Below are 14,928 nucleotides of genomic sequence, written 5' to 3'. Positions count from 1 at the left end.
ATGGTTCCGTGAGACGACGCGCTGAACAGCCCCCGGCTTGGGCCGACGAGAAACAATGGCATGACTCAGCTCAGCAGGCGTCCCACCGCGACGCCGACCAGGATGCAAGCGCTGTGGCAACGGTGCATATGGAGGGTGTCGTTGCCGGGCACCGCGTAATCCGTCTGTTGGGCGCTGGAGACCGCGCCGTGGTGTACCTCGGACATACCGGTTCCGAGAGCGTCGTTGCTCTCAAGGTCTTCCACCCCGCCACCGAAACGGCGAGCGTCGAACTCGACATCGCCGTGCTGACATCTGCCGCCGCGCCGGGACTCGTGCGTCTGCTTGACGTCGCGCAAGTCAGCGATGGCCGCATCTGTCTGATTCTGGAACGACTCCCCGGGGGGTCTCTCGCCAAGTATCTGGTCGAACACCCGGCTCTCTCGCCGGGCGAGGTCGTGACCCTGCTAGCACCGATCACCGTAGCCCTGGGCGCCATGCACACGGCCGGGTTTTCGCACGGGAGCGTCAGCCAGTCAACTGTTCTGCTCGATGCGAATGGCCGGGCGGTGCTGACCGGTTTTGGTGCTGTTTCCAACCTCGGCGAAGCGCCTCGGGACCGACTGCGGCGGCTGCGAGTCGATTACGAACGCTGGGGAATTGTTATGCTTGCCGTCTTTGAGTCGGTCGATAGAACGGACCCGCACCATGAGAGCGGTGCCGCACTGGTGCGTCGATTTCAGGCTTCGATCAACTCCGCCGGGGCTTCAGACAGTGCCGATCAGGCAGCCGGTACCGCGCACCCCGGTTCGATCCTCGGCACACTGGAGTACGACCTTTTCGGTTGGGCCGACGCCGAACCACTTCGAGGTTTTCACACCGACGACCGTCGGGATGCACAGTCAATCACGGTGGGTTCTACCGTCGTCGAGACGGAGACCGGGCAGGTCAACGGGGTTCAGCTTCGCCACACCGCTCTCCAAACGGACCCGGTCAGGTCGGGGGTTTCCGACAACAGCAATTTTCACGATGACACCTGCACCGACAAATTGGGCGGCAAGTTCGATAACGACGTGGACTCCGAGGCTTACCGCGGCGACGAATACGGCGCGGAACTCAGCGAGAGCTTCAGCGACAGGCTGCCACGCGGTCGTTTCTCCCTCGGTAACGGGAGTGTTCACCGCAGTCTTTCCGTGCGGGGCACCGCTATTATCAGGGCATTCCAGCAGCGGACGGGTTCCCATCGAGTATTCGAGGGCATCATCGACTCCCTGGTCGACGCGCATCCGTTCAACTCTGCGGGGCATGCACTGCGTAAACGTCTTCACGGGCACCATCGGCCCCTGCTGGTCGCCGTTATCGGAGGTGCCGGCATTCTCATGCTCGCCCTGACTCTGTTCCCTGTCTCGGGCCGTGCCGGTGAAACCGGGACACCCGAGACTGCACGCACAAACGGTGCCACCCAGGTCAACGGCACGCCAGGGGTCGCCGACAGTTCGACACTATCGACAACAACGGCCGATGTACCAGCGGATGCCGCGGGCTCCGCCAGCCAGGCGGCAATAGCGGGGGATGACCCGATAGCGGCCGTGCTGGCCTTGCTCGAGCGTCGGGCTGCGTGCCTGGCCACCACGTCCCTGGTCTGCCTGGTTGACGTGGATCAGACCGGGTCGGCCATGCTGGCGTCAGACAGCTACGACGCCCGTGAGCGGCAACAGGGTCTATCCGGCCGGGATGTCGCCGACTATGCCGGCTACTCGCCGTCACTGGCTGAACGCAGCGGCGACCTGGCCGTCGTCGTGCTGACCCCGGTGCCCGGGCAGCAAAAAGGCCAGCCGGCCTCGGTCCTTGTCGTCAAGGGCGAGGACGGCTGGCGTCTTCGGGAGATTTTCGACTACTGAACTGCGCTAAAACCGCAGGTGGTCCAGAGCGAAAAGTTCGAGTTGTTAGATGCCGAGGTCACCCTCGAATGCACCGGCTTCGAGCCGCGTCTTCATGGTGGTGAGGAAGCTGGCTGCATCCGCACCGTCGATGATGCGATGGTCGTAAGAGAGGGCGAGGTAGACGCTCGATCGGATCGCGATCGAATCAAGGCCGTCGTTGGTGACAACAAGCGGCTTCTTGTAGACGATTCCGGTTCCGAGAATGGCGCTCTGCGGCAGGAACACGACGGGCGTATCGAACAGGGCACCGCGCGAACCGGTGTTGGTCAGCGTGAACGTTCCACCACTCAGTTCGTCGGGCTTAAGCTTGTTTTCCCGCGTGCGAGCGGCGAGGTCCGCGATTTGGGCGGCAAAACCGGCCAGGTCAAGTTCCCCGGCGTTGCGCACGACCGGAGTCAGGAGACCACGCTCGGTATCAACGGCGATGCTGATATTTTCCTGGGCCGGGTACACGATCGCGTCACCGTCTATCGTGGCGTTCACGATGGGGATGGCACGAAGCGCCTCAGCGGCTGCCAGAGCGAAGAACGGCAGGAACGAGAGCTTGTTGCCGGTCTTCTCAGCGAATGCTCCTTTGACCCGATCGCGCAGCAGGGCTACGCGGGTGACATCGACTTCGACCACTGTCGTGAGCTGAGCGGATGACTGCATCGAGATGACGGCACGCTCGGCGACAACCTTGCGTAGGCGGGACATCGGCTGGGTCGTTCCGCGAAGCGGTGAGATCGCGATGGCAGGCGCGGCCACAGCGGTGCCCACTGCGGAAGCGGCCTGAACGATGTCTTCCTTTCGGATGCGTCCGCCTACGCCGGTGCCGCTGACCGTCGACAGGTCAACGCCGGCTTCGTTCGCCATTTTGCGCACGATCGGCGTGACGTAACCGCTGGTTCCGGCGTGTGAGCCCCGGGCCACAGGGGCAGCCTGTGCGGCGACCGGGGACGGTGTAGCGACCGGTGCGGCAGCAGCGACCGGTGCTGGGGTTGCGACCGGTGCTGGGGTTGCGACCGGTGCTGGGGTTGCGACCGGTGCCGCAGCAGCGACCGGTGCCGGAGTGGGGGCAACGGGCTCGGGTGCTGCGACGGCAGCCGGTGCCTCAGCAATGGGGGCTTCAGCGATGGGGGCGGCTGCGGCGGAGCCATCGCCGATTGTGACAAGCGGGGTTCCGACCTCTACGGTCTCGTCCTCCTGCACCAAAATGGCTTCGATGATGCCGGCGACCGGGGACGGGATTTCCGTGTCCACCTTGTCGGTCGATACCTCGAGCAACGGCTCGTCGACCTCTACGCGGTCGCCCACGTTCTTCAGCCAGCGGGTGACCGTGCCCTCTGTGACACTCTCTCCGAGTGCCGGGAGGCTGACGGATTCGCTCATGCGTATGTCTCCTTCAAAACCGTTTGCTTGTCTGAAAATTGGATAAAAATGCGCGAACCGACTACATCGCGTGGAGCGGTTTGCCGGCCAGAGCCAGGAAAGCCTCACCCAGCGCTTCGTTCTGGGTCGGGTGCGCATGCAGGAACGGTGCGATGTCTTCCGGGAATGCTTCCCAATTCACCACGAGCTGGCCTTCGCCGATGAGTTCGCCGACGCGGGCGCCGATCATGTGAATGCCCACGATGGGGCCGTCCTTGACTCGGACCAGCTTGACCGAACCGGCGGTACCCAGAATGGAGCTCTTGCCGTTTCCTCCGAGGTTGTATTCGTAGGTCGAGATCTGGTCGGCACCGAATTTGTCTACGGCTTTGGCTTCGCTGTAGCCGACGGAGGCCACTTCGGGATCCGAGTAGGTGACCTTGGGGATATTCAGGTCGTCGACGAGGATCGGGTTGAGTCCGGCAATCTCCTCGGCGACAAAAATGCCCTGCTGAAAACCGCGGTGGGCGAGCTGCAGGCCTGGCACGATGTCGCCCACGGCGTAGACGCCGGGGATGTTCGTGGCGAGGCGTTCGTCGGTGATGACAAATCCGCGATCCATGGTCACGCCGACCTCGTCAAAGCCGAGTCCAGCGGTGACCGGGCCGCGCCCGACGGCAACAAGCAGCAGGTCGGCCTCAACGGTCGTGCCATTCTCGAGGGTGACGACAACGCCGGAGTCGGACTGGGTGACACTCTGAAAGCGGATGCCGAGGGAATACTCGATACCGCGCTTGCGGAATGCGCGCTCGAGTTGCTTGGAAATCGACTCTTCCTCGTTGGGCACGAGGTGAGGCAGGGCCTCAATGATCGTGACGTCGGCACCGAAGGACTTCCAGACGCTCGCGAACTCGACGCCGATGACGCCGCCGCCCAGCACGGCGACCTTCTTTGGAACATAGTCCAGGGCGAGTGCGGTCTCGCTCGTGATGACGCGGCCGCCGATCTCGAGCCCGGGCAGCGAGCGGGAGTAGGAACCAGTGGCCAGGATCACGTTCTTGCCGACGATCAGGTCATCGCCAACCTGAACGGTCGTCGGAGAGACCAGGTGGCCTTCGCCCTCGATCACGGTGATCCCGCGTGCTTTGACCAGGCCCTGCAGTCCCTTGTACTTGCTCGCTACGATGCCCTCGCGGAACGCGTTGACGGCGGCCATATCGATGCCCTCGAACGCGGTCTTGACGCCGTATTTGGCGGCTTCACGGCTGACGTCAGCAACCTCGGCCGAGTGCAGGAGGGCCTTGGTCGGAATGCAGCCGACGTGCAGGCAGGTGCCGCCGAGTTTGCCTTTCTCGATCAGACCAACGGTGAATCCCAGCTGCACGGCACGCAGCGCTGCTGCATATCCACCGCTTCCGCCACCGAGAACGACAATGTCAAAATTCTGTTCCGACACTCAGCTACTCCCTCGCGCATTACGCTCCATCACGACGGCCGACAGATTTTGCAGATCGGCAGCGTGGATTGACAAGCTTTTCTTGCCTCTTCGACTGTACTACGGGCGTGAAAAGTCCTCGGCCAGTCGAAGAAGCGCCCGAACGGACACTCCGGTTGGTCCGACACCGGTGAATCCCCAACCTGATCCGGAATTCTGAGCCGGGCCGGCGATGTCGAGGTGAGCCCACGGAATGGTCTGGCCGGCCGTATCTGTTCCGATGAATTCCTTTAAAAATATCCCGGCGAGGAGCATCCCGCCGACCGAGCTGCCGATTTTTGCATTGGCGATGTCGGCGACATCCGAATTGAGCGTGGCGCGCAATTCATTCGGGAATGGCATCGGCCAGGCCGTCTCACCGGTCGCGGTGCTGGCCGCGAGCACGTGCTGCACGAGAGTGTCATCTCCCATCACGCCGAAATACCTGTTGCCAAGGGCCACGACAGCAGCACCGGTCAGAGTAGCGACGTCGATGATGGCGTCGGGGTGTTCTTCACCCGCGGCGACGAGTCCGTCTGCGAGCACGAGGCGACCTTCAGCATCAGTGTTGAGGACCTCAACGGTGCGTCCGCCGCGCATGCGCAGCACGTCGTTGGGACGGATGGCCGATCCCGACGGCATGTTTTCGGCGATGCACATCCACGCCGTGATGCGCACTGGCAGCTGGAGCCGGGCTGCGGCTACCACCACAGCAAGGACCGTGGCGGCCCCCGTCATGTCGTACTTCATGCCCACCATCGATGCCGGCGGCTTGAGCGAGAGTCCGCCGGTGTCGAACGTTATGCCCTTCCCGACGAGGGCGAGGTGTTTGCCGGCCCCGTTCGGGCTATAGCTGACCTTGACCAGGCGCGGCGGGCGGGTGGAACCCGCACCGACACCGGCAATGCCACCGAACCCGTCGGCCGCGAGCTGATGCTCATCCCAGACGGTCACGTCAAGCGGCAGGCCACGTGCAGCATCGACCGCCTGGTCGGCGAGCGAAGCGGGGTACAGGTCGAGCGGCGGCATATTCACGAGGTCCTTCACCAGACCAATCGCCTCGGCGCTGACGCGGGCGCGTTCCACAGCGGACGCCGCCGGGGTCGCACTGTGCACGACGACACTGCGGGCAGGCAGTTTGGTCGCAGCCAACGAACTGTGCCGGTAAGCCGTGTAGGAGTAGCCGCCGAGGGCGGCGCCTTCAAGGACAGCTTCGACCTGGTCGGCATCGTCCAGGGGAAGTGAGAATGCCACTGAGGCTGCACCGCTCAGCTGACGTACAGCAGACCCAGCCGCGTGTCGAAGGGCCTCGGTGTTGAGCAGACGTCCCAGTCCGACGATGGCGATGCTGCGCGGCGTTTCGGTCATGACCACCAGGCGCACCACCTCGTCACGTGCGCCGGTCGCATTCAGAAGCAGCAACTGAGCTGTCACCGACGCGATCAGATCGTCACCGAGCGTGACATCCGCGAGCAACCGCACCCCGTCATCCGTTTGGAGCGAAGCAAGAATGAGAATTTCGGTGGTAGAGCCCGATGCGGACTCAGTGGACAGGGACAGGGCGGGAACAGTCATATCACGATGGTATCCGTGGCGCCCACCCACCCGCTCCCGGTTGTTCGCTCTGGGCACGATGGTGAAAGCCCCGAAAAACTGCACGAATGGGCGCCTCGGATTAGAGTTAAGGAATGCCAGACCCCGAGGAGCTCTACACACTCACCGCCGACGCCGATGGCGTTCCGGAGGGACTACACCTCGTCATGGGACTGACCGGCTTCGCGGATGCCGGCGGCGCGGTAGCGCAATTCACCGACTATCTGCTGAACACCCTGGATCACACCATCGTTGCGTCGTTTGATACCGACGCCCTGCTCGACTATCGGGCCCGGCGCCCGGTCATCTACTTTGATCAGGATCACCTCACGAACTATCAGCCGCCATCGCTCCAGCTGTACTTGGCCCGCGACGAGATCGGTCAGCCGTTTCTTTTTTTGACCGGGTTCGAACCAGACTTCCGCTGGGAACAGTTCACGGCGGCCATGCTGCAGCTCGTCGAACGATTCACTGTTTCTTCAACGACCTGGGTGCACGCCATTCCGATGCCCGTTCCGCACACTCGTCCGATCGGTGTGACCGTCAGCGGCAATCGTTCCGACCTCATCGAAAACCGATCGGTCTGGCGACCGCACACGCAGGTAGCCGCCAACGTCCTACACCTTCTGGAGTTCCGCTTGCACGAGCGTGGCGCGTCGACGGTCGGCTACGTATTACTCGTTCCGCATTACCTGGGTGATACCGAGTTTCCAGCAGCAGCCCTCAGCGCGTTGGAAAGCACGAGCGCGTCGACGGGTTTGATTTTTCCCACCGATCACCTGCGCGAGGCAAACAGAGAATTCGTCGCTCGCATCGACGACCAGGTGCAGGGTAATCCGGAGCTGGCCAAACTTGTGGGCACCCTCGAGCAGCGCTACGACGCCTACATGGAAGGGAGTCCGCTGCGTTCGCCACTCACCGACGAAGACGGCGAGCTGCCGTCAGCCGATGAGATCGCTGCAGAACTCGAGAACTTCCTAGCCCTGCGTCGCAGCCGCGATGACGGCTCTGTCAGCTGAAACCATCCCACGGCACCCGGTGAACCGGCGTGAAGTGTCGTTCAGGACGAACGCGGTAGACTGATTTCAGTGAACTCTCGTCGATCTACCCTGATCTTTATTATCGGGTCGTTCGCGTACCTGTCGGCCGTGCTTCAGCGCACGTCAATGGGGATCGCCGGGGTGGCCGCCACGGAGAAATTCGGTGGGTCGGCCGCCATTCTTTCGAGCCTGGCCGTCGTGCAACTCATCGTCTACGCCGCCGCTCAGATCCCGGTTGGGGTGTTGATCGACCGATACGGTCCGCGAGTGCTCATGATCACGGGGACCGCGCTCATGGTCACCGGGCAGATCACACTGGCACTGGCACCGGAAATCTCAGTCGCTGTCGTCGGCCGCATCCTCGTCGGCGCCGGTGATGCGACCATTTTCATTTCGATGATCCGCCTCATCAGCTCCTGGTTCAGCGGTCCCATCGTTCCTCTGCTGTCCCAGTGGACGGGCAACATCGGCCAACTCGGCCAGGTGCTCTCCGCGGTGCCCCTGGCGTGGTTACTGCACACGGCCGGCTGGACACCGGCCTTCCTCTCGGCGGCGTCCGTGGCTGTTGTCGCCTTGATCGTGGTCGTCATTTTCGTGCAGGACCGCCCCAGAGACGTCACTGAACACGTGCATGCCAACAGCCTCGGAATGGCGCTGACCCAGCTGCGGCATAGTTTTCGTCGCCCAGGCACGCAACTCGGATTCTGGTCCCACTACGTTACACAGTCCTCCGGTACCGTGTTCAGCCTGCTGTGGGGCTATCCGTTCATGGTCTTCGCCCTCGGCTACGAACCGGCGTTCGCGGCCGGCATGCTGACCGTTTTGGTCGGTGCAGGCCTGGTATTCGGACCAATCCTTGGCTTGCTGACGGCGCGTCACCCGCTGCGCCGCAGTAACATCGTGCTCGCCATCGCGACCGGTATTGGTGTCGCTTGGGCGATCGTGTTGCTCTGGCCCGGTGTTCCACCACTCTGGACGATAGCGCTGTTACTTGTCGTGCTCGGAATCGGCGGGCCCGGATCGCTGATCGGCTTCGACTTCGCCCGTACCTTCAATCCACAGCGAAGCCTGGGCTCGGCTAACGGCGTCGTCAACGTCGGAGGCTTCACCGCGAGCTTCGTCATGATGTACCTGATCGGGTTACTTCTCGACCTTCAAAACGGATGGCGCGTCGCCGGGGGAGCGGCGAGTGACCTTTATGCGCTCGACGCATTTCGGGTGGCCTTCACGGTGCAGTACCTCGTCGTCGGACTCGGCATCGGTTTTCTGGTGCACGCCCGCCGGCGCACCAGGCGCCAGCTTTCCCGTGACGAAGGAATAGAAGTGGCCCCCATCTGGGTTGCACTATCACGAGCGTGGAAACGGCGTGACGAAGAATAGTAGTACGTGTCGTGGCTTGTCGTCCAGACAAACCGTGCAATACTTGATTCTAGGACCCGTTCTGGTCCGGGGCATTCCGAAGTCACTTCGGCATGGGTATCCCGGGACTTGACATGGGTCCAAGTTCTGCCCAAAAACGCTTCTGGCTCCTATTTGGTTCCGAGAAGCAGGTACGACTCCGCATGAGAGGTGTTCGAATGGCAACCACTGTCAAGACTGACCTAACCGATGAGTCCGTCACGACTCCGGTAGTACCGCCGGTCAAGAAGACCGTCACCAAGGCCGCTGCTGCAAAAGCCGCTGCTGCCGAAGCAGCCGCGACGAAGACGTCTGCAGCTGCTGGCCTGGCTACCGAGAAGCCGGCCCCCAAGAAGCGTGCGACGAAGGCGAAGGTCGTCAAGAAAGACGACGAAGCCGACGTTGATGGTGGTTCAGAAGCCGACGAGGACGAGTCAGACGAGGACAACACCCAGCGTTCGGCGTCGACCGAGCCGCTCCCCAGTGGGGCTCTCGTGCTCTCCCTTGTCGACGACGACGACGAGGTCCCGGTGTACTCCAGCGCCATCACCGGAGCCACGGCTGACCCGGTCAAGGACTACCTCAAGCAGATCGGTAAGGTCGCCCTACTGAACGCGGCCGAAGAGGTCGAGCTGGCGATGCGCATCGAAGCCGGCCTGTTTGCCGAAGACAAGCTGTCGGAAATGACCGACGTCGAGAAGAAGAATGCGCTGGGCCGCGAGCTGCAGTGGGTCGCTAAAGACGGCGCCCGAGCCAAGAGCCACCTTCTCGGCGCCAACCTACGCCTCGTCGTGTCACTCGCCAAGCGCTACACCGGTCGCGGCATGCAATTCCTTGACTTGATCCAGGAAGGCAACCTCGGCCTTATTCGTGCCGTCGAGAAGTTCGACTACACCAAGGGTTTCAAGTTCAGCACCTATGCCACCTGGTGGATTCGTCAAGCCATCACCCGGGCCATGGCCGACCAGGCCCGCACGATTCGAATCCCCGTGCACATGGTCGAAGTCATCAACAAGCTCGCCCGCGTTCAGCGACAGATGTTGCAGGACCTCGGTCGCGAGCCCACTCCGGAAGAGCTCAGCCGCGAACTCGATATGACGCCCGAAAAGGTCGTTGAAGTTCAAAAATACGGACGCGAACCGATTTCTCTCCACACCCCGCTCGGTGAAGACGGCGATAGCGAATTCGGTGACCTCATCGAAGACACTGAAGCCGTTGTCCCAGCGGACGCCGTGGGTTTCACGATGCTGCAAAAGCAGCTGGAGAGTCTGCTCGACTCGCTCTCCGAGCGCGAAGCTGGGGTAATTCGTATGCGCTTCGGTCTCGGCGACGGAATGCCGAAGACTCTTGACCAGATTGGCGACACCTTTGGTGTGACGCGCGAGCGCATTCGTCAGATCGAGTCCAAAACGATGGCGAAGCTTCGTCACCCGTCCCGGTCGCAGTCCCTGCGCGACTACCTCGAGTAAACGTGACAGTGGCAGGTCCCGCCCAGGCTAGGCAGTGCGGTTCGTGAGTTCCTTTCGCTACGGTCCCGCCATTCTGGTCGGTCGGGCGGTTCGTACGCTGGCAAGGTGGCGCAAACCGGGCGGTGGCTCTGCCATCCCCGGAGTCGTCGTCAATCGCATCGCCCCGGGCTTTCTCGCTGCAACGCTCAACGGGTTTCCACTCGGGCTCGTGATCGTGACCGGGTCAAGCGGCAAATCGACGACCACCAAGATGCTCGTCGCTATCCTTCGCGCCCACGGTCTTTCCGTGTTCACCAACCAGTCGACGGCCAATATCAGCCAAGGCCTGACCAGCGCCCTCTTGGAACAGGTCAGTCTCGCTGGCACGATCGCCGGCGATGTCGCCGTGCTGGAAATGGATGAGGGACACGGCGCGCTCATCGCCGGGTCATTGACGCCGCGAGTCGTCGCCCTGACCAACGTCATGGTCGACCAGATCGATCGGTTCCACGATTCCGAAATGGTCGTTGCTCTGCTGGCGAAAATCGCAGCACGCGCCACGGAGTCGGTCGTGCTCAACGCCGATGACCGGTACCTGGCTGACCTCGGTAATGCGCTCGAACCTGGCGTTGCGGTGTCCCGTTACGGTGTCACCGGCGAAGTGCTCGCTGAGCACCCTCGTGGACTCGGCTATGCCGACACCGCGCCGACTCGCCTGCCGGCCGGAGCGGGGCTGCAGCTCACCCGTGTGGTCGGCCGTGACGCTGACGTGCAGTTTGCCACGGGCAGTCACAGCATCCGCTTGCCGGCCCGCGGCATCCACTATGCCGTCGATGCGCTGACCGCGTTGAGCACGGCTGGCGCGACCCTCGGCGAACGTTTCGTTCCGACGGTCGCCTGTGCGGCGTTGTCGGCGATGCCGGCCGTTTTCGGTCGTGGCGAAGTGGTGACCGTTGGTGGTAAAACCATCGAATTCGTTCTCGTCCAAAACCCGTCGAGCTTTCAGCTCAACGTCGACAGCCTGGAACCTGGCACAGAGCAGATTCTGGTGATCATTGGCTCGGACGTTCGGGATCCGTCATATTTCTGGCCGGTGCACACTACCGGGCTCGGCCACGTGCTCATTGCCTCAGGACTCAAGGCGCACGAGATCGCCCTGCAGCTGGCCTACGACGACGTTGTCGTTGACCGCATCGAGCCGGATGTACCGACTGCCCTCGACGCCTTCCTGTCCCTGCCCAATCCCGTATCCGGGGTGAAAACCATTATCTTTTCGGCCGACGGAATGCGGCGCACGCGTGTGCACCTCGGTCTCGTCTCCAACTCTGAGGACCCGGTATGACCGCCACTTCGCTTGACCGGCCGTTCACGGTCGTCTCGCTGCTGCCGCGCCTGCTCGACACGAATGGTGATGCTGGCAACGCCCGGGTCCTCGCGCAGCGCATTCGGTGGAACGGTCACGACGCCCGGGTAGTCGAAGTACATTCTCGGGCGGACTTGCCCGAACACGTGGACGCGGTGTCAGTGGGTTCAGGAACGGATGCTGCCCTCCTGCCGGCGAGGGACGCACTGCGCACGCTGGTCGAAGAACTGCGCGTCTGGTCCAACTCCGGTGTGCCCATCCTGGCAATCGGAACGGGTTGGGAATTGCTGAGCTGGGGCATCGATCGGGCGGATGGCACGGCGTTGGAGGGACTCGGGCTCGTGGCTGGCCACGCGGTGCCGCGTGCTGCGCGCGCGACCGATGACATCATCGTCGCGTCCAAGTATGGGCGGCTGGTCGGGTTTGAAAATCACGCCCGCGACTATGTCGGCGCCGAAGCCAGTCCGCTCGGACGGGTTATCTACGGCACCGGCAACTCGGACGCTCCGGCGAACGGACCGCAGATTGAGGGACTGACCATGGGCGAGGTGTTCTGTACGCACTTGCACGGGCCGGTGCTCGCGCGCAACCCGGCCTTGGCTGATCACCTCTTACAGGCAGCCTTCAAGCGTTCCGGTCTCCGTTACTCACGGGGGGCAAGGTCAGAATTGGTGGATGAAACCGCGCGGGCAGCACGCAATCAAGTGGCCGCGCGCCTCGGACAGTCAGTCGAATAGCGGCCTCATAGACGAGATTCGGCTCACAATAACGAGCAAACCGCGCAGGTTGCCGGCCGAAGCCAGCCGCCTGCGCGGCATCCGTTCTGAAATCGCTGGGTCGGCTAGGACCGCTGATCTTCGAGCAGTCGGCTCGACTCGTCGTGCCAGCTTTCAGCGATGGCCGCGAGCTTCTCTTGGTGCTTACGGCCGTGGTGTGCGCAGAACAGCAGTTCGCTGTTCTTCACGACGACACGAATGTAAGCCTGGGCGCCGCAAGCGTCGCAGCGATCGGCTGCGGTGAGCTGGTGGGGGGCACCCTGGTTGGCTACGGAACCATTTTCAGTGGCGATCTGGGACATTTTCTCCTCCTCCAGATTGAATGCATGAACCCTCTTATCTAATGTAAACACGCTGCAGGGCTTTCGACGAGTTGTTTGGCGGGTATTTCGCTCACCGCGTAGACGTGTTGCGGTGAATGGTGAGTCGCGGCCAGCCGTCTCCGCGCGAAAGATTGCCGGTCGGGGCCGGTATTCTTGGATGTTGTGAGCTCTGACTATTCCGCGCGCCACCTGTCAGTCCTTGAGGGACTCGAGGCAGTGCGCAAACGCCCCGGTATGTACATCGGTTCCACCGACTCGCGCGGATTGATGCATTGCCTGTGGGAGATCATCGACAACTCCGTCGACGAGGCTTTGGGTGGCCACGGTGCCAGCATCAACATTGAGCTGCATCCGGACCACAGCGTCGAGGTGCGCGACACCGCCCGGGGAATCCCGGTCGATATCGAGCCCAAGACCGGATTGACCGGCGTTGAGGTTGTGTTCACCAAACTGCACGCGGGTGGAAAATTCGGCAGCGGCTCATACGCGGCGTCCGGTGGTCTGCACGGCGTGGGAGCGTCCGTCGTCAATGCTCTGTCCGAACGTCTGGACGTCGAAGTCGATCGCGACGGCAAGACCTGGGCCATGTCGTTTCACCGGGGAGAACCGGGCCTGTTTGCCGATTCGGGGGAAAAGAGCCCCGATGCCCCGTTCACTCCGTTTGAAAACCAGAGTGAACTGCGTGTCATCGGAAAGGTCAAGCGCGGTGTGACCGGAACTCGTATCCGCTATTGGGCCGACCGACAGATCTTCACCAAGGGCGCATCGTTTCAGACCGACGAGGTGCTGAGCCGTGCCCGTCAGACGGCATTCCTCGTACCCGGCCTTGCGATCGAGGTCGCCGACCGCCGTAGCGATGAGCCGGTGATCAGCCTGTTCCAGTTCGACGGGGGCATCTCAGAATTCGTCGAACACCTCGCACCGGATGCCCCGATCACCGACACCTGGCGACTGACCGGCAACGGCACCTTCAGTGAAACCGTGCCAGTGCTCACCGACACGGGCGCCATGGTCCCGACCGAGCTCGTGCGCGACTGCGAGGTGGACATCGCGCTGCGCTGGGGCACCGGCTACGACACGATCGTGCAGAGCTTCGTCAATATTATCGCCACCCCCAAGGGCGGCACCCACCAGGCCGGCTTCGACCTGGGACTGCTGAAGTTTCTTCGAGCGCAGGTAGACCTGAACGCCCGCCGTCTCAAAGTCGGCAGCGACAAACTCGACAAGGACGACGTTATGGCCGGGCTCACCGCCGTGCTCACCGTGCGCCTCCCCGAACCGCAGTTCGAGGGTCAGACCAAGGAAGTGCTCGGCACCCCCGCGGTGCGAGCAATCGTCGCCACCGTCGTCGCGAAGGCTATGGCCGAGCGGTACACCTCGCCCAAACGCGACGACAAGACACAGTCAGCGTTGCTGCTCGACAAGATCGTCGCCGAGATGAAATCGCGCATATCAGCCCGAGCGCACAAAGAGACCCAGCGACGCAAAAACGCCCTGGAAAGCTCTTCCCTGCCGGCCAAACTGGTCGACTGCCGCAGCAACGACGTGTCCACGAGCGAGCTTTTCATCGTGGAGGGCGACTCGGCCCTCGGCACCGCGAAACTCGCCCGCGACAGCGAGCACCAGGCGTTGTTGCCGATTCGGGGCAAGATCCTGAACGTGCAGAAGGCATCGGTTGCCGACATGCTCTCCAACACGGAGTGCGCCTCGATCATCCAGGTGATCGGCGCCGGTTCCGGGCGCAGCTTCGACCTGTCGGCGGCGCGCTACGGCAAGGTCATCATCATGAGCGACGCCGACGTCGATGGCGCTCATATTCGCACCCTGCTCCTCACGCTGTTTTTCCGCTACATGCGTCCGATGATCACCGAGGGCCGCGTGTTTGCCGCCGTACCACCCCTGCATCGGGTCGTCGTGATGAACCCGGGCACCAAACCCAATGAAACCATCTACACCTACTCGGAGGCTGAACTACAGGGGGTGCTCAGCGCACTGGAGAAGAAGAACCGGCGCTATCAGGACCCCATCCAACGTTACAAAGGCCTGGGTGAAATGGATGCCGACCAGCTCGCGACCACGACCATGGAACGAGCCCACCGCACCCTGCGGCGGGTACGCGTCGACGATGCCGAGTCCGCCGGCAAGGTGTTCGAGCTACTGATGGGCAACGACGTCGCCCCGCGTAAAGAATTCATCATCGACAGCTCCGACAAGCTCTCCCGAGACCGCATCGACGTCTAA

General features: G+C 62.6%; 11 protein-coding genes. 7 read left to right on the top strand and 4 right to left on the bottom strand.

Translation table 11 applies throughout. The annotated features are described in order from the left end of the window. Positions 1-8: 8 nt before the first annotated feature. Entirely contained in the window at positions 9-1,880 is a 1,872-nt protein-coding gene (locus CXY72_RS18910) for a protein kinase (protein ID WP_146071234.1), read from the top strand. 45 nt (positions 1,881-1,925) lie between these two features. Here the strand turns inward: CXY72_RS18910 and sucB are convergent, their stop codons facing one another. From sucB to CXY72_RS18895, 3 genes are all read right to left on the bottom strand, one after another. Next, positions 1,926-3,293, bottom strand: coding sequence for a 2-oxoglutarate dehydrogenase, E2 component, dihydrolipoamide succinyltransferase (gene sucB / locus CXY72_RS18905; protein WP_104129180.1), 1,368 nt, complete (start codon positions 3,291-3,293; stop codon positions 1,926-1,928). A 61-nt stretch (positions 3,294-3,354) separates the two neighbouring features. After that, positions 3,355-4,728: a dihydrolipoyl dehydrogenase gene (gene lpdA, locus CXY72_RS18900; protein ID WP_104129179.1), complete on the bottom strand. Its 1,374-nt coding sequence runs from the start codon at positions 4,726-4,728 to the stop codon at positions 3,355-3,357. Positions 4,729-4,827: 99 nt separating this feature from the next. Beyond that, positions 4,828-6,321, bottom strand: coding sequence for a leucyl aminopeptidase (locus CXY72_RS18895; protein ID WP_104129178.1), 1,494 nt, complete (start codon positions 6,319-6,321; stop codon positions 4,828-4,830). A gap of 113 nt (positions 6,322-6,434) precedes the next feature. Between CXY72_RS18895 and CXY72_RS18890 the strand changes: the two genes are divergently transcribed. From CXY72_RS18890 to CXY72_RS18870, 5 genes are all read left to right on the top strand, one after another. Then, entirely contained in the window at positions 6,435-7,358 is a 924-nt protein-coding gene (locus CXY72_RS18890) for a proteasome assembly chaperone family protein (RefSeq protein WP_104129177.1), read from the top strand. Positions 7,359-7,427: 69 nt separating this feature from the next. Further along, positions 7,428-8,759 carry a nitrate/nitrite transporter gene (locus tag CXY72_RS18885; protein ID WP_104129176.1) on the top strand — a complete coding sequence of 444 codons (1,332 nt, stop codon included), beginning with the start codon at positions 7,428-7,430 and terminating at the stop codon, positions 8,757-8,759. 197 nt (positions 8,760-8,956) lie between these two features. Beyond that, positions 8,957-10,246 (top strand): RNA polymerase sigma factor, encoded by a 1,290-nt coding sequence (locus tag CXY72_RS18880; RefSeq protein ID WP_104129175.1) that lies wholly within the window; start codon positions 8,957-8,959, stop codon positions 10,244-10,246. 43 nt (positions 10,247-10,289) lie between these two features. After that, positions 10,290-11,567 (top strand): Mur ligase family protein, encoded by a 1,278-nt coding sequence (locus CXY72_RS18875; RefSeq protein WP_146071233.1) that lies wholly within the window; start codon positions 10,290-10,292, stop codon positions 11,565-11,567. Then, positions 11,564-12,325 (top strand): type 1 glutamine amidotransferase, encoded by a 762-nt coding sequence (locus CXY72_RS18870; protein WP_104129173.1) that lies wholly within the window; start codon positions 11,564-11,566, stop codon positions 12,323-12,325. The genes CXY72_RS18875 and CXY72_RS18870 overlap by 4 nt, the downstream gene beginning before the upstream one ends. A 104-nt stretch (positions 12,326-12,429) precedes the next feature. On the opposite strand, the gene CXY72_RS18865 is transcribed toward CXY72_RS18870, so the two are convergent. Further along, positions 12,430-12,666, bottom strand: coding sequence for a hypothetical protein (locus CXY72_RS18865; protein ID WP_104129172.1), 237 nt, complete (start codon positions 12,664-12,666; stop codon positions 12,430-12,432). Positions 12,667-12,849: 183 nt separating this feature from the next. Here CXY72_RS18865 and CXY72_RS18860 point away from each other — a divergent pair, with 183 nt between their 5' ends. Continuing rightward, positions 12,850-14,928: a type IIA DNA topoisomerase subunit B gene (locus CXY72_RS18860; protein WP_199184092.1), complete on the top strand. Its 2,079-nt coding sequence runs from the start codon at positions 12,850-12,852 to the stop codon at positions 14,926-14,928.

The organism is Cryobacterium sp. Y57, from assembly GCF_002929505.1.
GTDB lineage: Bacteria > Actinomycetota > Actinomycetes > Actinomycetales > Microbacteriaceae > Cryobacterium.
The sequence above is the reverse complement of the archived record's forward strand: the minus strand, read 5'-3'. Positions and strand labels throughout refer to the sequence as shown.